The organism is Pseudomonas sp. 2995-1 (assembly GCF_002742505.1).
Classification (GTDB): Bacteria; Pseudomonadota; Gammaproteobacteria; order Pseudomonadales; family Pseudomonadaceae; genus Aquipseudomonas; species Aquipseudomonas sivasensis.
The window spans coordinates 62865-78812 of the sequence record NZ_LJSA01000319.1 but is presented as its reverse complement, the minus strand read 5'-3'; the positions used below and the strand labels follow the sequence as shown (position 1 = coordinate 78812).

Here is a 15948-nt window from a genome sequence, read left to right as displayed (position 1 = left end):
AAGCTTTTGGGCTGTCTTGTACTGAGTTCGGTACAAAGGGTTTACGGACGAAACCGATGTTAAACAGTAACTTGCTCAGAAAACTCGATATGCAGGACTTGATGGTGTTTATCGCCGTCTACGACCAGAGCAGCGTTACCGAGGTGTCCGAAACGCTGTTCGTCAGCCAGTCCACCGTGAGCTACAGCCTGAAGAAGCTGCGCACCAGCTTTGAAGACGAGCTGTTTATCAACACCCGAGCGGGCATGCGTCCTACGTACAAGGCCACCACCATGTACGGCCATGTGCAGAAGATCCTCGAAAGCATCAACCTGTGCCACGCCGGTGGCCAGGCCTTCGACCCCACGCAAAAAGCCGTGACCTTCAACGTATGTGCACCGGAATACTTCGAACAGTTGATCCTGCCGCGCCTGCTGAAAACCTTCGACCGGGCCGACTTGCCGGTGATCGTCAATGTGCAGAAGCTGGAAACCGACATCCCCGCCGATGACCTGCGCGAAGGCCGTCTGGACTTGGTGATCTGCTTCGGCCCGCATTTTCATCGCGCCCACAAAGACTTCAAGACCCAGATGCTGCTGGAGGACGATTTGGTGTGTGTCTTCGATAAACGCTCAGCGCCCAGGGAGCCAGCATTCAGCCTGCAATCCTTCGTCGAACGGCGACATGTATTCCCCACGCCGTGGACCTCCGACACCAACATGATCGACGGCTGGCTGGCGCGCCAGGCCCACAAGCGCCAGGTGGTCGCCCGTGCCAACAGCTACAGCGCGGCATTGAAGATGATCACCGGCACCGACTTTATCCTCACCCTGCCCCGCCGCGTGCAAAAGCTACTGGCGCCGGAGCCGGTGTTCGGCCATTGCGAGGCGCCCAACGGATTGCCGGGGTTCACCCTTGATATGCAGTGGAACGAAACCAGTGAACAGGACAGTGCCAATACCTGGTTTCGCGAGCAGGTGGTGAAGGTATGTGCCGATCAGGGCTTGTTGTAAGCCTTAGCCGATAGCGACTTTGCTATAGGCATCGCGGTCCATGTCGCGCAGTTCAACGCTCAGTTGTACCTGCACGCCTTCGGGCCACGGGCTAAGGTCCTGCAACACCGCCAGCAGGCTTTCCGACAGCTGCTGCTTGACCTGCGGCGAACGCCCGCTGAGCAATGACAGCTTCACCGCAATAAAGCCGCGCGGATTGAGGGAGGTACCTACCTGAAAATGCTCAAGCTTTACCGCACGGCTTTTGATATCGAACTCGGAGCCGAATTGCCCGGACGCCATTAGCACATTGTTGAGCCGCAACAGGGTTTTATCGACGGTCAGGTCTGTCAGGTTGGCGGTGTATTCCAGGTGCAGATGCGGCATGGGTTGCTCCGAGGCTTGTTGTAGGAAGATTCTTGAATATATAGCGTCACGCCTTGGCGCCCAACCCTCTATCGCTCATGAACGCCTCCAGTCTCGACCGCACCCAACGCTCGGCGGGGTCGGTGTCCACATGGCTGAGCCAAACCATGGACAAGTCCAACGTTGGTGTCTCGAACGGAAACGGCTCACAAAACAGATTGCCCGACACCGCCATGGCTTCGGCGGTGTAGTCCGGCAGGCTGGCGATGAGGTCGGTGCCGGCCAGCAACGCCGGCAACGCGCTGTATTGCGGTACCGATAAAACCACGTGGCGCTTACGGCCAATCTCGGCCAGCCACTCATCGGCAAAACCCGACACGTTGGCGGTGTGAGACACCAGCACATGGGGCCGCGAGCAATATTCATCCAGGGTCAGCGGTGTGTCCGAGGCATCCGCGCGCAGGAGTCGCGGACGGATATGGCGCAGCAACTTGCGCTTGGCATTCGCCGGCAGGCCACGGGTCTGGGTGATGCCAACGGTGATATCGCCGGACGCCAGCAGATCAGGGATGCGCCAATAATCGACATGCTGCACCACGAACACCACTTGCGGCGCTTCCTGGCGCAGCGCGCGCAGCAACGGCGGCAACAGGCCGAACTCGACATCGTCGGACAGACCGATGCGAAACGTCATGGTGCTGATGGACGGGTCAAAATCGTGGGTCAGGCTCAAGGCCGACGACAAGGAATCGAGGGCCGGGGACAGATGCTGAATGATTTCCTCGGCGCGCGCGGTGGGCTCCATGCGATGGCCAACACGAATAAACAATGGGTCGTTGAACAAGGTACGCAAACGGTTCAGGGCCGAACTGATGGTCGGCTGGCCGAGAAAAAGTTTCTCGGCCACCCGCGTCACATTGCGCTCAAGCATCAGTGCTTCGAAGACCACCATCAGATTGATGTCGGCCTTGCGTAATTCATTGCGATTCATCGGCGCCTGCCCGTTTCACCAAGACAGGTCGCAGTGTAGAAAGCGCGGCGCACGCCGTCTATGCGCTTAATTGCCGATAAGCCAGCATCACAGGCGGATAGGTTGCTCAGGGCTTGAGCGGAAACTCCTGATCGCGCTCGGAAAGCTCCGTACCGTCGTCCGGATGCTTCCAGGTCTGCGGCTTTTCCTCTTCGCGCTGCCGCTGGGGTTGCTCACGCTCTGGTTCATCGCTCCGCTTTTGTTCGTTACCCATAGCCACCTCTTTCCTTAAGCATCGGTCACCTGTTCAAGCATAGGACAGGGAAAGAGATTTTGACGGCCACAGGGATTGATAATCCCTGAACATCAATAAACCCAAAATTTTCACTTATCATTTCTAAATGTGTCAGCCACTATCCATAGTCTTAAGCGAAATAAGCACTTTGAAAAGAACGCTGGAGACACAAAACCATGACTAGCCCTTCCCGCCCCGACTCTGCCCGCTCAAAAGTTGGCGCGGTATTCCGCGTTACTTCGGGCAATTTCCTCGAACAGTTCGACTTCTTTCTGTTTGGTTTCTACGCCACCTACATCGCGGCTGCGTTCTTCCCGGCCGCTAATGAGTTTGCGTCATTAATGATGACCTTCGCCGTGTTTGGCGCAGGCTTCCTGATGCGCCCACTTGGCGCAATCATTCTCGGTGCCTACATCGACGACGTCGGTCGCCGCAAAGGGCTGATCGTGACCCTCTCGATCATGGCCAGCGGTACGTTGCTGATCGTGCTGGTGCCGGGTTATCAGACCATTGGCCTGTGGGCACCGCTGCTGGTGTTGCTTGGTCGCTTGCTGCAAGGCTTCTCGGCCGGTGCGGAACTGGGCGGGGTGTCGGTGTACTTGTCTGAGATGGCCACCCCAGGCCGTAAAGGCTTCTACACCAGCTGGCAGTCGGGCAGCCAACAGATCTCCATCGTGGTCGCCGCTGCGCTGGGTTATGGCCTGAACGTGTGGATGGAACCGTCGGTGGTTGCCGACTGGGGCTGGCGCATTCCGTTCGCCGTCGGTTGCGTGATCATTCCGTTTATCTTTGTGCTGCGTCGCAACCTGGAGGAAACCGAAGAGTTCGCCAACCGCAAGCATCGCCCGACCATGCGCGAAGTGCTGGCAACCCTGGTGAAAAACTGGACCGTTGTGATCGGCGGCATGCTGATGGTGGCCATGACCACTACCGCGTTCTACCTGATCACGGTGTACGCGCCGACCTTCGGCAAGACCGTGCTGCAACTGAGCACCTCGGACGCCCTGCTGGTGACGTTGCTGGTGGCCGTGTCGAACTTTGTATGGCTCCCCATCGGCGGCACCCTCAGCGATCGCTTCGGCCGCAAGCCGGTACTGATCGCCATGACAGCGCTGGCGGTTCTTACAGCGTATCCAGCACTGTCTTACGTGGTGAATGCACCGAGCTTCGGCCATATGCTGGAAACCCTGCTGTGGTTCTCCTTCCTCTATGGCATGTACAACGGCGCGATGATCCCGGCGCTGACCGAAATCATGCCGGTGGAAGTGCGCGTGGCGGGCTTTTCCCTGGCCTATAGCCTGGCAACCGCGATCTTCGGTGGCTTCACCCCGGCGATCTCCACCTGGTTCATCCACATCACCGGGGACAAGGCCTCACCGGCCTACTGGATGATGTTCGCCGCACTGTGCGCACTGTGTTCGACCCTGGCGTTGTACCGCCGCGCCAACACTCGCGGGCAGATGCTGCAGGGGGCGGTATGATGCGACCTCTGCTCAACACACTGGCGGCCTTGGCCCTCGGCGCGCTGGCGCTGTCGGCCCAGGCCGAGGAGCTCAAGGTAATGACCTCCGGTGGCTTCACCGCCGCTTATAAGTTGCTTGGCCCGCAGTATGCCCAGCAAAGCGGTGACACCCTCGATACCATTCTCGGCCCGTCCATGGGCAAGGCGCCGGAAGCGATTCCCAACCGCCTGGCCAGGGGCGAACACGCCGATGTGGTGATCATGGTCGGCTACGCCCTGGATGACTTGATCAAACAAGGCAAGGTCGACCCAGCGTCTCGCGTGGAACTGGCGGACTCGCGGATTGGTTTGGTGGTGAAGGAAGGCGCGGCGAAACCCGCCATCGGCACCGATGCAGAACTGAAGGCAGTGCTGAGCAAGGCCAAGTCAGTGGCGTACTCGGACAGTGCCAGCGGTGTGTATGTCGAGAAAGAGCTGTTCAAGAAGCTCGGCATGCCGGCCAAGGGCACGATGATCGAACGTATTCCGGTGGCTGAGCAGGTTGCCAAAGGTGACTACGAAGTGGGTCTGCAGCAGGTCGCCGAATTGTTGCCCGTACCGGGCGTGACCTATGTGGGCAAAATCCCCGAAGATGTGCAGTCCGTTACGCGTTTTGCAGCAGGTATTCCGGTGAACGCCGAACACCCGACCCAAGCCAAGGCGTTGCTGAAGTACCTGGCCTCGCCCGAGGCGCAACCGCTGGTGCGATCCACCGGCCTGGATTCGGTGTCACGCTGACCGAAACGGCATCTCCCGCACCAACCGTTCCAACTCCAGCGCCGCGGGCGGCAATGTCCGCCCGCGGCGCTTGATCAAGCCCACATTGCGCATCACCTGCGGCTCCACCAACGGCACGCTTACCAGAACCGGGTGCGCGCACGCCGGCATCGCAATCGAAGGCACCATCGCTACCCCCAACCCCGCCTCCACCAACGCAATCATGGTGGTCACGTGGTGCGTCTCGCAGACACTCGGTTTTTTCACACGTACGCCGCGCAAGGCCTGGTCAAGCAGGAAGCGGTTGCCCGAAGTTTTGTCCACCGTGATGTAGTCATGCTCAAAGGCTTCGGCCCAGGTCACGCTGTCACGTTCGGCCAACGGGTGATCACGGCGACAGGCGAGTACGTATCGCTCCTGCAGCAGCAATTCGAACTCCACTTCATCGGGCAGGCTGCCGCTGAAACTCACGCCAAAATCCGCCTCGCCATTTTCCACCGCATTGCACACCTCACCGGCACTGGCATCCAGCACCCGCAGGCGAATCTTTGGATACAGCTTGTGGAATTCGGAGATCACGTGAGGCATGAAGTAGTACGCAGTCGAAGGCACGCAGGCGATGATGACATCGCCCATGCGCGTGGACGCGACGTTACTGATGCCCATCAGCGCGATGTCGAGGTCGTCGAGCATGCGCTCGACTTGCGGCAGGAATGCACGGCCCACCATGGTCAGGCTGACCCGTCGGGTGGTGCGCTCGAACAGCTTTACATCAAGCGCGGATTCAAGTTTTTCGATGCGCCGACTGAGCGCCGGTTGCGAGATACGGATGGCCTCCGCGGCGCCGCGAAAACTGCCCTTGTCTACCACAGCGCGGAAGGCTTGGAGGTCGTTGAGGTCGAAGTTAATGATCACGGAGAACGGCCAGTCAATAGCGGGATGGACGGCATTATCGTACGACTGTCGGTGGGAAGCCATGCATGAGGACCGCCAGAAAAACTGCAGTTGTGGCTTAGCCGGATTCTGAGAGCCCCGTCAGTTGCTTCCTGTTTTTTCTGACGTAAAGACACGCTCGCTCTGGTTCCCTAGAATCCCGCGTTCGACTTTATGACTAATGGACCCAGCCATGGCCGAACCGATCGTAAAAAGCACACCACTGACTTGGTACGTCGAGCATTTCGCCTTCTTCAGCGGTGCCTTTACCTTTCTCGCTATCGCGGGGCTGTTGATATTTATCTACCGACGTTCCGGATCGCTGCTGTTTTTGCGGGATTGGATATGGCGGTTTTTTTGGGGGAAAACGCGCTTCGAAACAGAACGTTTTGAACGCATGCGCAAGGATTTGCGCGAGCTTGAATATTACCGCTACGAATTCAACATCCCTGCCAAAACGCTGCGGGAGGCAGACTTGGCCGAGGATTGGATGTACAGCAATGAATTCGCCCCGCGCGACTTCGGCCGCGTGAAGCGCTACATAGAGTGGGGCGACTTCACAGCGCTGAATTTCATCACCCGGCGGTTCGCACAATGGCGCATCAACTGTTTTTTTGTACTCGCTTTCGTGCTTTTGGCAGGTGTAGCCATTGCGGTTCCGCTGATTGAATCGAAGTACCTGATGGTGTCCCTGAAAAACGCCCCAGATGCCCCATCGTTCTATTTATCTGAAGATAACGTGAAGTTCGGCATCTGGTCCGACAACGTCCTGATGGTAGAACACTGCCGGTCGTCCGAGTCGCTACAGGCTTTTCTTCTCCCGGGATTACCGGAAGAGAAACTCGACATCATTTGCTCATTCTTCCTCGACAAGAACTACAACAAATACGTACGAGAGGGTTTGAGCGAACAGCGCGGGCTACTGTTCTCGCTGGTACTCGTGTCGATGGCCTGGATGATTTACCTGGTGATCCTGATCGCGCGAATGGAAGTCGCCCGACGACTCTACAGACAATGGCAGGCCAAACAGTCTTGAAAAAGCCGCCTTGAAAAAAGCACTTAGGTGCGTAGTCTGCAATCCGACCGTTTTCGACTGAGAGTTCAATGAGCAAGGCATCCGGCAGAAAAACGCTACACCGAGCGCTGAAAGGAGCTGTATGCCTGGTAGGCCTGCCCTGCCTCGCCGCGCTGGGCTTCTTCACTTGGCAAAACTTCTACCCCGTGAGTACGGCGAGCGGCTGGACTGTTCAGGTGCTGCACCGCGATGTGCCCAAAGCTGCCTCGCTGATGCCGTTACCGGACGGCGCGTTGATGGTCAGCCAGGAGCTCGACGACGCCAAGGGCAGTATCGTGCGCATTCACCTGGACGGGACACGCGAAGTGGTGGTGGGCAAGCTGTCCAAACCCGACGGTATGCTCTCCACCCGTGGCGGCTGGGTATTCAGCCAGGAAGCACTCGACTCTCCCGTCAGCTTCCTCAAGGACGGTACCGTCACAGAGTTATTCAGGGGCGAAAACGTGCAAGGTCTGTGGGACGACGGGGACTACCTCTATGCGATGGAGGACCGTCGCGACGAGGGCCGTCTCCTACGTTATCGCTGGAGCGACCGGACCTTGAGCGTCGTGCGCAAAGACCTCGATGAGGGTGAATCCATCATCCGCTGCACCGATGGCCGCATGCTCTACACGAAGAAGAAAGAAGGCACGGTGCGTGAGCTAGCCGCAGACGGCAGTGATCCGGTGGTACTGGCCAAGCTGAACCAGCCGACGTTTTTGATGTGCGATGAGCGCGGGTTATGGATCAATGAAGACGCCACCCACCGCGCGCGGCTGTTGCTGATCGACAAACAAGGGCACCAGCAGACGATTTTGTCGTTCTTGAAAGCGCCACAATCGATCGTGCCGACTGCGCGCGGGACTTATCTGCTGGCCGAGGGCGGACGTGATCGCGTCTTGGAGCTGACCCCGCCCCAACCCGCCGTCGCGCAGGAATGAGCGCGCTGCTTACGCAGGTGATGCCATTCAGTGCGAGCGCCTCGGTGAGCGTCTCTCGGTAAATCAATATACCCGTCTCCCAAAAAACGATGGCGTGTCGACGAAGACCGGCAAACACCCAGGCTTCAATCTTGGAAGGAGGTATGAACAAAGCTGTGCGGAAGGGTATGTAGGACTTTTATGGCACCAAAAACGAAAAAGCCCCGTAGCTTATTCAGCTACGGGGCTTTTTCTATGTAATGGCGGAGAGATAGGGATTCGAACCCTAGGTACCGGTGAAGGTACAACGGATTTCGAATCCGTCCCATTCGGCCACTCTGGCATCTCTCCAACGGCGCGCATCATAACAGCATGATTCGTGGATGCAAAGCGCCTAAGCGATTTTTTTCCGTGCTATCAGATGCTTGCGTCGATTACAGCGGTACGCCGAGACGATTGGCGACTTCTTCGTAAGCTTCGATAACGTCACCGAGGCCCTGGCGGAAGCGGTCTTTGTCCATCTTCTTCTTGGTGTCCTTGTCCCACAGGCGGCAGCCGTCCGGGCTGAATTCGTCGCCCAGGACGATGGAACCGTCGTGGAACACACCGAATTCAAGCTTGAAGTCCACCAGCAGCAGGCCTGCGTCGTCGAACAGCTTGCTCAGTACGTCGTTGACCTTGAGGGACAGCTCTTTCATGCGAGCCAGTTGCTCAGCGGTGCCCCAGCCAAATGCCACGACGTGGGATTCGTTGATGAACGGGTCGCCCTTGGCGTCGTCCTTCAGGAACAGTTCGAACGTGTAAGGGTTGAGCTTGAGGCCCTCCTCCACACCCAGGCGCTTGACCAAGCTGCCGGCGGCGTAGTTACGCACGACGCATTCGACCGGGATCATGTCCAGCTTCTTCACCAGGCACTCGTTGTCGCCCAGCAGTTTGTCGAATTGGGTCGGAATGCCGGCCTCTTCGAGTTTCTGCATGATGAAGGCGTTGAACTTGTTGTTCACCATCCCCTTGCGGTCCAGTTGTTCGATGCGCTTGCCGTCGAACGCCGAGGTGTCGTTGCGAAACAGCAGGATCAGGCGGTTGGCGTCGTCGGTCTTGTAAACCGACTTGGCCTTGCCGCGGTAGAGTTCTTCACGTTTTTCCATGATGGGCTCCGCTTTGAGTGAGGTGGGCTAGGCGATATGTCGCCAGTCGAGCCCTGAATCTTGATCGGCCAATTGCAGCCAGTCCGGGTCGCACCCGAGGGTGTCGACAAAACATTGCCGGGCAAGCGTCGGCAGGTTGTTCTTGCTGCTCAGGTGGGCCAGGACCAGGTGTTGCAGGTCTTGCCAGCCCAACTCATACACCAGGTACGCCGCCTGGTGGTTGTTCAAATGTCCCAGTTCGCCGCCCACCCGCTGCTTGAGAAAGTAGGGATAGTGACCGCGAGCCAGCAGGTCTCGGCAGTGGTTGGACTCGATCATCAAGGCATCGAGGTCGCGGTAACCGTCCAGCACCTTGGCGCAGTAGGAGCCCAGGTCGGTCAGCACGCCGAAGCGTCGCTGGCCATCACTGAATACATACTGCGTCGGCTCCTGAGCGTCGTGCGCCACGGCAATCACATCAATGCTCAAGGCGCCGATTTGCAGTTGCTCACCGCCAGCCAGGAAACCTGCGGGCTCAATGGGCTTGCGCATCCCGCGCAAGGTGCCGCGACTCAGGTACACCGGAAGATTGTAGCGCCGAGACAGCAAACCCACGCCATGCACGTGATCGGCATGTTCGTGGGTCACTAGAATAGCGCTCAGCTGCGTGGGGTGAACCCCCAGGCGCAGCAGGCGCCGCTCGGTTTCTTTTAACGAGAAACCACAATCCACCAGTACGTACGTGTCGTCGTGGGCGACCAGCGTGCCGTTCCCTTGGCTACCGCTACCGAGAACAGCAAAACGCATCGGATCAGCCCAGGTTGTCCTGAATTACGCCCAACACTTTGCGGGCTGTTTCAGCCGGCGCAACGGTGTTGATGTTCTTCTCGACAGTGACTTGCACAGTCTCGCCAACCTTGCTCAAACGAACCTGATAACGCTCGGCGCGGGTCTCGATTTCTTCCTTAGTCGGCTGGCTGCCAAACAGCTTGCCGAAGAAACCAGGCTCGTCGTCTTTGCGCTCGGCCTTTTCAGCCACGTTGATGTAGTAGAGGCCGAGGCTACGGTTGATGTCTTCAACACGCCAAGGGCCTTGCTCCAACGCGCGACCGACGCTGGCCCAGGCACGGTCCAGGTCTTCACCCAGATTCAGCACCACGTTACCACTGCCGTCCTCGGTGAGGCTGACGCGGCTCGGGGTGTCGTAATCACGTGCGGCGAGCAGGGAAACGGAACCGCCCTTCTCGGAAATACGGCTCATGCTGGCCAGCATCTCGTCGACCAGTGCCGAGTCAACGCCGGTATTGACCGAACGGTTGGTGAAGGCGACGTTGGCGGTGCTGCCGGCAGGACGCTCGGCACTCACCACGTAGACTTCACTGGTATTGCGCTGCACGCCTGGCTCGATGCGAACACGCACGCGGGCTTCGCTGTCAGCCGCTACACCACCGGCCTGCAAGCGCTTGGCCATGGTGGCGGACAGTTCGCTGCCTTGCTGCCATGCCGTGGTGAATTCGCCGGTCTGCGGGCGCTGCTCGTCGATGCGGAAACCGTTGTCCTGGAAGAACTGCACCGCCACTGGCCAGACTTCGGCAGGTGGGCGCTGAGCAACGATCCAGCGGGAATCACCGCTCTTCTGAAGGCTGTAGTCGCTGGCATCCGCCACGGCCGAGATCGGCTGTGGACGTGGCACTACGTATTCACCCTTGGTGGTGTCGTCGGCAACGTTGCGTGGAATCGGCAGCAACGGGTCAAGACGCTTTGCAACGTTGACGTCCGGCGGCAACTGCATCGGTTTGGTTGCTTGTGCTTCCAGGTAATCGCTGCCGCGGTCACGGAAGTAGCCTTCCGGGCCCCAGATCCAACCGCAGCCACTGGTGCTGGAGATAATCAAGGCAAGTGCGGAAAGTCCGGCCAATCGCTTCATGCGTAGTGCTTCCTCAATTAAACCAGGACGCCGGACTGGCGCAGGGCCTGTCGCAGCGGTTCGTGACAGGCTTCGCTGAGACGGGTGAGCGGCAGACGGATACCGTCCGGCATCAAGCCCATCTCGAACAGCGCCCATTTCACGGGAATAGGGTTGGATTCGATAAAGAGTGTCTTGTTGAGCGGCATCAGCTTCTCGTGGATCGCACGGGCGGTCACGGCGTCGCCAGCGATGGCAGCAGCGCACATGTCACTCATGGCACGTGGGGCCACGTTGGCGGTCACGGAGATGTTGCCCTTGCCACCCAGCAGGATCAGCTCGACAGCCGTGGCGTCGTCACCGGAATACAGCAGGAAGTCGCTGCTCACACCGGCCAGGATGTCCTTGGCGCGCTGCAGGTCGCCAGTGGCTTCCTTGATGCCGATGATGTTCGGCACGGTGGACAGGCGGATCACGGTCTCGGCCTTCATATCGCACGCGGTACGACCCGGCACGTTATAGAGGATCTGCGGGATGTCGACGGCTTCAGCAATGGTGCGGAAGTGCTGGTACAGGCCTTCCTGGGTCGGCTTGTTGTAGTACGGAGTCACCAGCAGGCAGGCGTCGGCGCCAGCCTTCTTAGCGTTTTTGGTCAGCTCGATCGCTTCGCGCGTCGAGTTGGCACCCGTACCGGCGATCACGGCGATGCGGCCCGCAACACGCTTGACCACGAACTCAATCACCTGGATGTGTTCTTCCACATCGAGGGTGGCCGACTCACCTGTGGTGCCGACCGCCACAATGGCGTTGGTGCCTTCTTGCAGGTGGAAGTCCACCAGTTTGCCCAGGCTGTCCCAGTCGAGATGACCTTGTGCATCCATGGGTGTGACCAGTGCCACCATACTGCCCGCAATCATGCAACCGCTCCTGCCGGAAAAAGAGAGCCGTAATGGTACTGGCGCCAAGATGCTTGTACAAGCGAAGTACCGCGTGAGGATGCGTTCTGGGGCAACTAAACGATGGGCAATGCCATCATTGGACGAAAGCATGGGTTACAGCAGGCTGGAATCACGCCGTTCACGTAATGAAAACGCCACCTCCTATCCCTTGGCGGCGCTTTTCGCTACCCTTCATGCTTTGATCGATACGGCCCTCATGGTATCGACCGCTCATCGTTTAGGAAGGCTGCATGTCCACCCCCACAGTTCGCGAACAATTCCTTGTTATCAGTGCCCTCGGCGCCAACCCCATGGAGCTGACGAACGTCCTGTGCCGCGCCAGCCATGAAAACCGCTGCGCCGTCGTGACCTCCCGCCTGACACGCCATGGCGAGTGCAGTGCGCTGGTCCTCCAGATCTCCGGCACCTGGGACGCCCTGGCACGCCTGGAAACCGGCCTGCCGGGCTTGGCCAAGAAACATGACTTCACCGTCAATGTAGTGCGTAGCGCCGCGCTGGAAAACCGTCCCCAGGCCCTGCCTTATGTGGCTTACGTCAGCTCGGCGTACCGCTCGGACATCGTCAACGAGTTGTGCCAGTTCTTTATCGACCATAACGTCGAACTGGAAAACCTGACCTGCGACACCTACCAGGCCCCGCAAACCGGCGGCACCATGCTCAACGCCACTTTCACCGTGACCCTGCCAGCCGGTGTGCAGATCAGTTGGCTGCGCGACCAGTTCCTGGATTTCGCCGACGCACTGAACCTCGACGCGTTGATCGAACCATGGCGCCCACAGAACCCAATGTAAGGAAGTATTCATGGCAGTAGTCATCGACCAACCCATAGCCGACTTCGAAGCCCAGGCCACCAGCGGCCAGACTTTTAGCCTTGCGGCCCTCAAGGGTAAGCAGGTGGTGATCTACTTCTATCCGAAGGACAGCACCCCCGGCTGCACCACTGAAGGCCAAGGCTTCCGTGACCAGTACGCGGCGTTCCAAGCGGCCAACACTGAAGTGTTTGGCGTGTCGCGCGACAGCGTGAAGTCCCACGAGAACTTCAAAGGCAAGCAGGAATTCCCTTTCGAGCTGATCAGCGACAAAGACGAGGCGGTTTGCCAGCTGTTTGATGTGATCAAACTGAAGAAGCTTTACGGCAAGGAATACTTGGGTGTGGATCGCAGCACCTTCCTGATCGACAAGGAAGGCGTGCTGCGCCAGGAATGGCGTGGCGTAAAAGTGCCAGGGCATGTGGATGCTGTACTGACAGCAGCGCAGGCTTTGAATAAGGCCTGAAAATGTGAGAGGGGGAGCAGGCTCCCCCTTTCCGTTTCAGAGCAAAGGCGCCACCACTGGCTCCTGCCGCGGCCACGCATCCAGCACTGCCTTGAACAGCGTTGCCAGGGGAATCGCAAAGAACACCCCCCAGAATCCCCATAGCCCACCAAACAACAATACCGCGCAAATGATCGCCACCGGATGCAGGTTGACCGCCTCCGAGAAGAGCAACGGCACCAGCACGTTGCCATCCAGGGTCTGGATGATCCCGTACACCGCCATCAGGTAGATGAACTGGTCGCTCCAGCCCCACTGGAACAAAGCGATCAGCGTAACTGGTACGGTCACCACTACCGCGCCGACATAGGGCACCACCACTGAAATACCGACCAGCAATGCCAACAGGGCCGCGTAATTCAGGTCCAGGGCAATAAAAGCGATGTAGGTAACACCGCCGCAGATAATGATCTCGATGACTTTGCCACGAATGTAGTTGGCGATCTGCCGGTTCATTTCCTCGGCAACCCGAGTAATTAGCGCTCGCTCACGCGGCAGATAGCCACTCACCCAGCGACCGATCATGGCGCGATCCTTGAGAAAGAAGAACACCAGGATCGGGACAAGCACCAGGTAGATCATGATATTGACCAGCAGCGGCAAGCTGGACAGGGAAAACGTCAGCGCCCATTGCCCGAATTTCCCGATTTCGCCGCGCGCCACTTCAATGGCCTGCAACACCTGCTCATCCGATACCAGATGCGGGTAGCGCTCCGGCAACAGCAGCAACAGCGACTGCCACTTGGCGAGCATGCCCGGCAACTCGTTGAACAGCGTTATCAGTTGGTGCCACAGCAGTGGCAACACCACCACGATAAACACCACCAGCAGGCCCATGAACAAGGCGAAGACCAGCCCCACTGCCGCACCGCCCGGCAAGCGCAAACGCTCAAGGGTGGTGACCAGGCCCTGCATCAGGTAAGCGAGCACCATCCCCGCAAGTACGGGCGCCAGCATGCCACCCAAGGTGAGGACTGCGGTAAAGGCCAAAAACAACAGGACGGCTAGTACCACGGCTTCTTCATCAGAAAAGTAGCGCTGGATCCAGTCTCGTAACACTTTGAACATCAATCAACCTCGGGTGGTAGGGGCAACGGCTCAGGCCTTGCGCAACCAGTAACGGTACACACCGGCGGCATCTTCTTCATGCAACAACGTGTGGCCGGCCAGTTTGGCAAATGTGCGGAAATCCCTCTGGGAACCTGCGTCCGTTGCGATCACCTTGAGCACGGCACCGCTGGTCAATCGGTTGAGTTCCAGCTTGGCCTTGAGCAAGGGCAACGGGCAATTGAGGCCGCTGGCGTCGAGCTCGGCATCAAAGGCTACAGCGTCGGTCATGGTTTTACTCCGGGCAAGCGTTCGGGGTGCTTAGAATATCTGGTCCGGAGCTCAGTGTCCGGCTACAGTAAGCTCTTTGTCGAAAGGCTATGTGCATGACTTTTTTGCGCCCCACCCTGCTGACGCTGGCTTGCCTGCTGGCCTCTCCAGGCTTCGCTGACGACCTGCCGTCGCTTGGCGACGCCAGTTCTGCCATTGTCTCGCCACAACAGGAATTCCAACTGGGCCGTGCCTGGCTGGCCTACCTGCGCGGACAGGTTTCCCAACTGAACGACCCGCAACTCAAAGATTACGTCGAAACCAGCGTGTATAAGCTGGTAGAAACCAGCCAGGTGAACGACCGACGCCTGGAGTTCATCCTGATCAACAGCCCGCAACTCAACGCGTTTGCCGCGCCAGGCGGTATTGTCGGCGTGAACGGCGGCCTGTTCCTCAACGCCCAGACCGAAGGAGAATACGCCTCGGTGCTGGCGCACGAATTGGCTCACTTGTCACAGCGTCACTTCGCCCGTGGCGTTGAAGCGCAGCAGCGCATGCAGATCCCGATGATGGCTGCTCTCCTCGGTGGCATCATCGCGGCAGCCGCCGGCGCAGGTGATGCGGGCATTGCTGCGATCGCCGGCACCCAGGCGGCGGCGATCCAGGAACAACGGCGGTTCTCTCGGCAGAATGAACAAGAGGCTGACCGTATCGGTATCGTCAATCTGGAGAAAGCCGGCTACGACCCGCGCTCCATGCCGACCATGTTCGAGCGCTTGGGGCGTCAATACCGCTTCGACGCCAAGCCACCAGAATTCCTGTTGACGCACCCGGTCACTGAATCGCGGATCGCCGACACCCGAAACCGAGCCGAGCAATCCAAGCCCGGCGGAAAGGAAGACAGCCTGCGCTATCAACTGATTCGCGCACGGGTGCAGCTGCAATATGAGGACACCTCAGGACTCGCCGCCAAACGCTTCCAGGCGCAACTGGACGAGAATCCGAAAAACGATGTGGCGCGTTATGGCCTGGCCATCGCCCAAATCAAGGCCTCACAATTCAAGCAAGCGAGAGATAGCCTGCAACCGTTGCTGGCCAAAGCGCCCAATGACATCACTTATAACCTGGCGCAAATCCAGCTGGACATAGACAACAGCCGTCTAGCCGACGCCCAGCAACGCACGGATCGGATGCTGACCCAATACCCCGGCAACTATCCGCTGAATCAGATCCGAGTCGACCTGCTGCTTAAACAAAATCGTACCGCGGATGCGGAAAAGGCCCTGGATGGCCTGCTCAAGTCTCGTCCGGACGATCCGGACGTGTGGTATCAAGTCGCCGAGACACGCGGGTTATCCGGCAACATCATCGGCCTGCACCAGGCGCGCGCTGAATACTTTGCTCTGGTGGGCGACTTCCAGCAGGCGATTCAGCAACTGGACTTCGCCAAACGCCGCGCCGGCAGTAACTTTCCATTGTCGTCACGTATCGACGCACGCCAGCGTGAGCTGATCGAACAGGAACGCCTGGTAAAAGGGATGATGAGCTAAACCCATCACCCACAAAAAAGCCCCGCCATCGTTGACCGACGGCGGGGC

At 58.7% G+C, this 15948-nt stretch carries 18 protein-coding genes and 1 tRNA gene; 8 read left to right on the top strand and 11 right to left on the bottom strand.

Features of this window, described 5'->3' with window-relative positions; genetic code table 11:
- The first annotated feature begins 56 nt into the window (after positions 1-56).
- Positions 57-992: a LysR family transcriptional regulator gene (locus AOA61_RS06545; protein ID WP_099601376.1), complete on the top strand. Its 936-nt coding sequence runs from the start codon at positions 57-59 to the stop codon at positions 990-992.
- Between the two features lie 3 nt (positions 993-995).
- Here the strand turns inward: AOA61_RS06545 and AOA61_RS06540 are convergent, their stop codons facing one another.
- From AOA61_RS06540 to AOA61_RS31500, 3 genes are all read right to left on the bottom strand, one after another.
- Positions 996-1358 carry a 5-carboxymethyl-2-hydroxymuconate Delta-isomerase gene (locus AOA61_RS06540; protein ID WP_032888675.1) on the bottom strand — a complete coding sequence of 121 codons (363 nt, stop codon included), beginning with the start codon at positions 1356-1358 and terminating at the stop codon, positions 996-998.
- A gap of 46 nt (positions 1359-1404) precedes the next feature.
- Positions 1405-2328, bottom strand: coding sequence for a LysR substrate-binding domain-containing protein (locus AOA61_RS06535; RefSeq protein WP_017526706.1), 924 nt, complete (start codon positions 2326-2328; stop codon positions 1405-1407).
- A gap of 106 nt (positions 2329-2434) precedes the next feature.
- Entirely contained in the window at positions 2435-2581 is a 147-nt protein-coding gene (locus AOA61_RS31500) for a hypothetical protein (RefSeq protein ID WP_164444760.1), read from the bottom strand.
- Between the two features lie 197 nt (positions 2582-2778).
- Between AOA61_RS31500 and AOA61_RS06530 the strand changes: the two genes are divergently transcribed.
- Both AOA61_RS06530 and AOA61_RS06525 read left to right on the top strand, forming a co-directional pair.
- The gene (locus tag AOA61_RS06530; RefSeq protein ID WP_032888673.1) at positions 2779-4083 is read left to right on the top strand and encodes an MFS transporter; all 1305 of its coding nucleotides are present in this window, start codon (positions 2779-2781) and stop codon (positions 4081-4083) included.
- Positions 4083-4841, top strand: a complete 759-nt coding sequence (locus AOA61_RS06525; protein WP_095184322.1) for a substrate-binding domain-containing protein — start codon at positions 4083-4085, stop codon at positions 4839-4841. Before AOA61_RS06530 ends, AOA61_RS06525 begins: the two co-directional genes overlap by 1 nt.
- On the opposite strand, the gene AOA61_RS06520 is transcribed toward AOA61_RS06525, so the two are convergent.
- The gene (locus AOA61_RS06520; protein ID WP_099601501.1) at positions 4833-5735 is read right to left on the bottom strand and encodes a LysR family transcriptional regulator; all 903 of its coding nucleotides are present in this window, start codon (positions 5733-5735) and stop codon (positions 4833-4835) included. The two genes, AOA61_RS06525 and AOA61_RS06520, sit on opposite strands and share 9 nt — an antisense overlap.
- 211 nt (positions 5736-5946) lie before the next feature.
- On the opposite strand from AOA61_RS06520, the gene AOA61_RS06515 reads away from it, so the two are divergent.
- A complete protein-coding gene (locus AOA61_RS06515; RefSeq protein WP_099601375.1) occupies positions 5947-6789 on the top strand; it encodes a DUF6216 family protein in 843 nt (280 codons plus the stop codon).
- Positions 6790-6857: 68 nt separating this feature from the next.
- On the top strand, positions 6858-7748 hold the full coding sequence (locus AOA61_RS06510) for a hypothetical protein (protein WP_241089440.1): 891 nt from the start codon (positions 6858-6860) through the stop codon (positions 7746-7748).
- Positions 7749-7988: 240 nt separating this feature from the next.
- Here AOA61_RS06510 and AOA61_RS06505 read toward each other — a convergent pair.
- From AOA61_RS06505 to dapA, 5 genes are all read right to left on the bottom strand, one after another.
- Positions 7989-8078, bottom strand: a tRNA-Ser gene (locus AOA61_RS06505).
- An 83-nt stretch (positions 8079-8161) separates the two neighbouring features.
- A complete protein-coding gene (gene purC / locus AOA61_RS06500) occupies positions 8162-8875 on the bottom strand; it encodes a phosphoribosylaminoimidazolesuccinocarboxamide synthase (protein ID WP_003172493.1) in 714 nt (237 codons plus the stop codon).
- A 27-nt stretch (positions 8876-8902) separates the two neighbouring features.
- The gene (locus tag AOA61_RS06495; protein WP_032888564.1) at positions 8903-9661 is read right to left on the bottom strand and encodes an MBL fold metallo-hydrolase; all 759 of its coding nucleotides are present in this window, start codon (positions 9659-9661) and stop codon (positions 8903-8905) included.
- Between the two features lie 4 nt (positions 9662-9665).
- Positions 9666-10781, bottom strand: a complete 1116-nt coding sequence (gene bamC / locus AOA61_RS06490) for an outer membrane protein assembly factor BamC (RefSeq protein ID WP_032888563.1) — start codon at positions 10779-10781, stop codon at positions 9666-9668.
- Positions 10782-10798: 17 nt separating this feature from the next.
- On the bottom strand, positions 10799-11677 hold the full coding sequence (gene dapA, locus AOA61_RS06485; protein ID WP_032888561.1) for a 4-hydroxy-tetrahydrodipicolinate synthase: 879 nt from the start codon (positions 11675-11677) through the stop codon (positions 10799-10801).
- Positions 11678-11949: 272 nt separating this feature from the next.
- On the opposite strand from dapA, the gene AOA61_RS06480 reads away from it, so the two are divergent.
- Both AOA61_RS06480 and AOA61_RS06475 read left to right on the top strand, forming a co-directional pair.
- A complete protein-coding gene (locus AOA61_RS06480) occupies positions 11950-12510 on the top strand; it encodes a glycine cleavage system protein R (protein WP_003172487.1) in 561 nt (186 codons plus the stop codon).
- Between the two features lie 10 nt (positions 12511-12520).
- Positions 12521-12994: a peroxiredoxin gene (locus tag AOA61_RS06475; RefSeq protein WP_095184079.1), complete on the top strand. Its 474-nt coding sequence runs from the start codon at positions 12521-12523 to the stop codon at positions 12992-12994.
- Between the two features lie 36 nt (positions 12995-13030).
- Here AOA61_RS06475 and AOA61_RS06470 read toward each other — a convergent pair whose 3' ends face one another.
- Both AOA61_RS06470 and AOA61_RS06465 read right to left on the bottom strand, forming a co-directional pair.
- Complete coding sequence (locus AOA61_RS06470) at positions 13031-14101, bottom strand: AI-2E family transporter (protein ID WP_032888556.1); 1071 nt, start codon at positions 14099-14101, stop codon at positions 13031-13033.
- Positions 14102-14131: 30 nt separating this feature from the next.
- Complete coding sequence (locus AOA61_RS06465; RefSeq protein WP_099601374.1) at positions 14132-14371, bottom strand: sulfurtransferase TusA family protein; 240 nt, start codon at positions 14369-14371, stop codon at positions 14132-14134.
- 95 nt (positions 14372-14466) lie between these two features.
- Here AOA61_RS06465 and AOA61_RS06460 point away from each other — a divergent pair, with 95 nt between their 5' ends.
- A complete protein-coding gene (locus tag AOA61_RS06460) occupies positions 14467-15900 on the top strand; it encodes a M48 family metalloprotease (protein ID WP_095184077.1) in 1434 nt (477 codons plus the stop codon).
- Positions 15901-15948: the final 48 nt, after the last annotated feature.

Coding starts and splice junctions, on each gene's coding strand:
- AOA61_RS06545 (WP_099601376.1), top strand. CDS start 57: ATGTTAAACAGTAACTTGCTCAGAAAACTCGATATGCAGGACTTGATG.
- AOA61_RS06540 (WP_032888675.1), bottom strand. CDS start 1,358: ATGCCGCATCTGCACCTGGAATACACCGCCAACCTGACAGACCTGACC.
- AOA61_RS06535 (WP_017526706.1), bottom strand. CDS start 2,328: ATGAATCGCAATGAATTACGCAAGGCCGACATCAATCTGATGGTGGTC.
- AOA61_RS31500 (WP_164444760.1), bottom strand. CDS start 2,581: ATGGGTAACGAACAAAAGCGGAGCGATGAACCAGAGCGTGAGCAACCC.
- AOA61_RS06530 (WP_032888673.1), top strand. CDS start 2,779: ATGACTAGCCCTTCCCGCCCCGACTCTGCCCGCTCAAAAGTTGGCGCG.
- AOA61_RS06525 (WP_095184322.1), top strand. CDS start 4,083: ATGCGACCTCTGCTCAACACACTGGCGGCCTTGGCCCTCGGCGCGCTG.
- AOA61_RS06515 (WP_099601375.1), top strand. CDS start 5,947: ATGGCCGAACCGATCGTAAAAAGCACACCACTGACTTGGTACGTCGAG.
- AOA61_RS06510 (WP_241089440.1), top strand. CDS start 6,858: ATGAGCAAGGCATCCGGCAGAAAAACGCTACACCGAGCGCTGAAAGGA.
- purC (WP_003172493.1), bottom strand. CDS start 8,875: ATGGAAAAACGTGAAGAACTCTACCGCGGCAAGGCCAAGTCGGTTTAC.
- AOA61_RS06495 (WP_032888564.1), bottom strand. CDS start 9,661: ATGCGTTTTGCTGTTCTCGGTAGCGGTAGCCAAGGGAACGGCACGCTG.
- bamC (WP_032888563.1), bottom strand. CDS start 10,781: ATGAAGCGATTGGCCGGACTTTCCGCACTTGCCTTGATTATCTCCAGC.
- dapA (WP_032888561.1), bottom strand. CDS start 11,677: ATGATTGCGGGCAGTATGGTGGCACTGGTCACACCCATGGATGCACAA.
- AOA61_RS06480 (WP_003172487.1), top strand. CDS start 11,950: ATGTCCACCCCCACAGTTCGCGAACAATTCCTTGTTATCAGTGCCCTC.
- AOA61_RS06475 (WP_095184079.1), top strand. CDS start 12,521: ATGGCAGTAGTCATCGACCAACCCATAGCCGACTTCGAAGCCCAGGCC.
- AOA61_RS06470 (WP_032888556.1), bottom strand. CDS start 14,101: ATGTTCAAAGTGTTACGAGACTGGATCCAGCGCTACTTTTCTGATGAA.
- AOA61_RS06465 (WP_099601374.1), bottom strand. CDS start 14,371: ATGACCGACGCTGTAGCCTTTGATGCCGAGCTCGACGCCAGCGGCCTC.
- AOA61_RS06460 (WP_095184077.1), top strand. CDS start 14,467: ATGACTTTTTTGCGCCCCACCCTGCTGACGCTGGCTTGCCTGCTGGCC.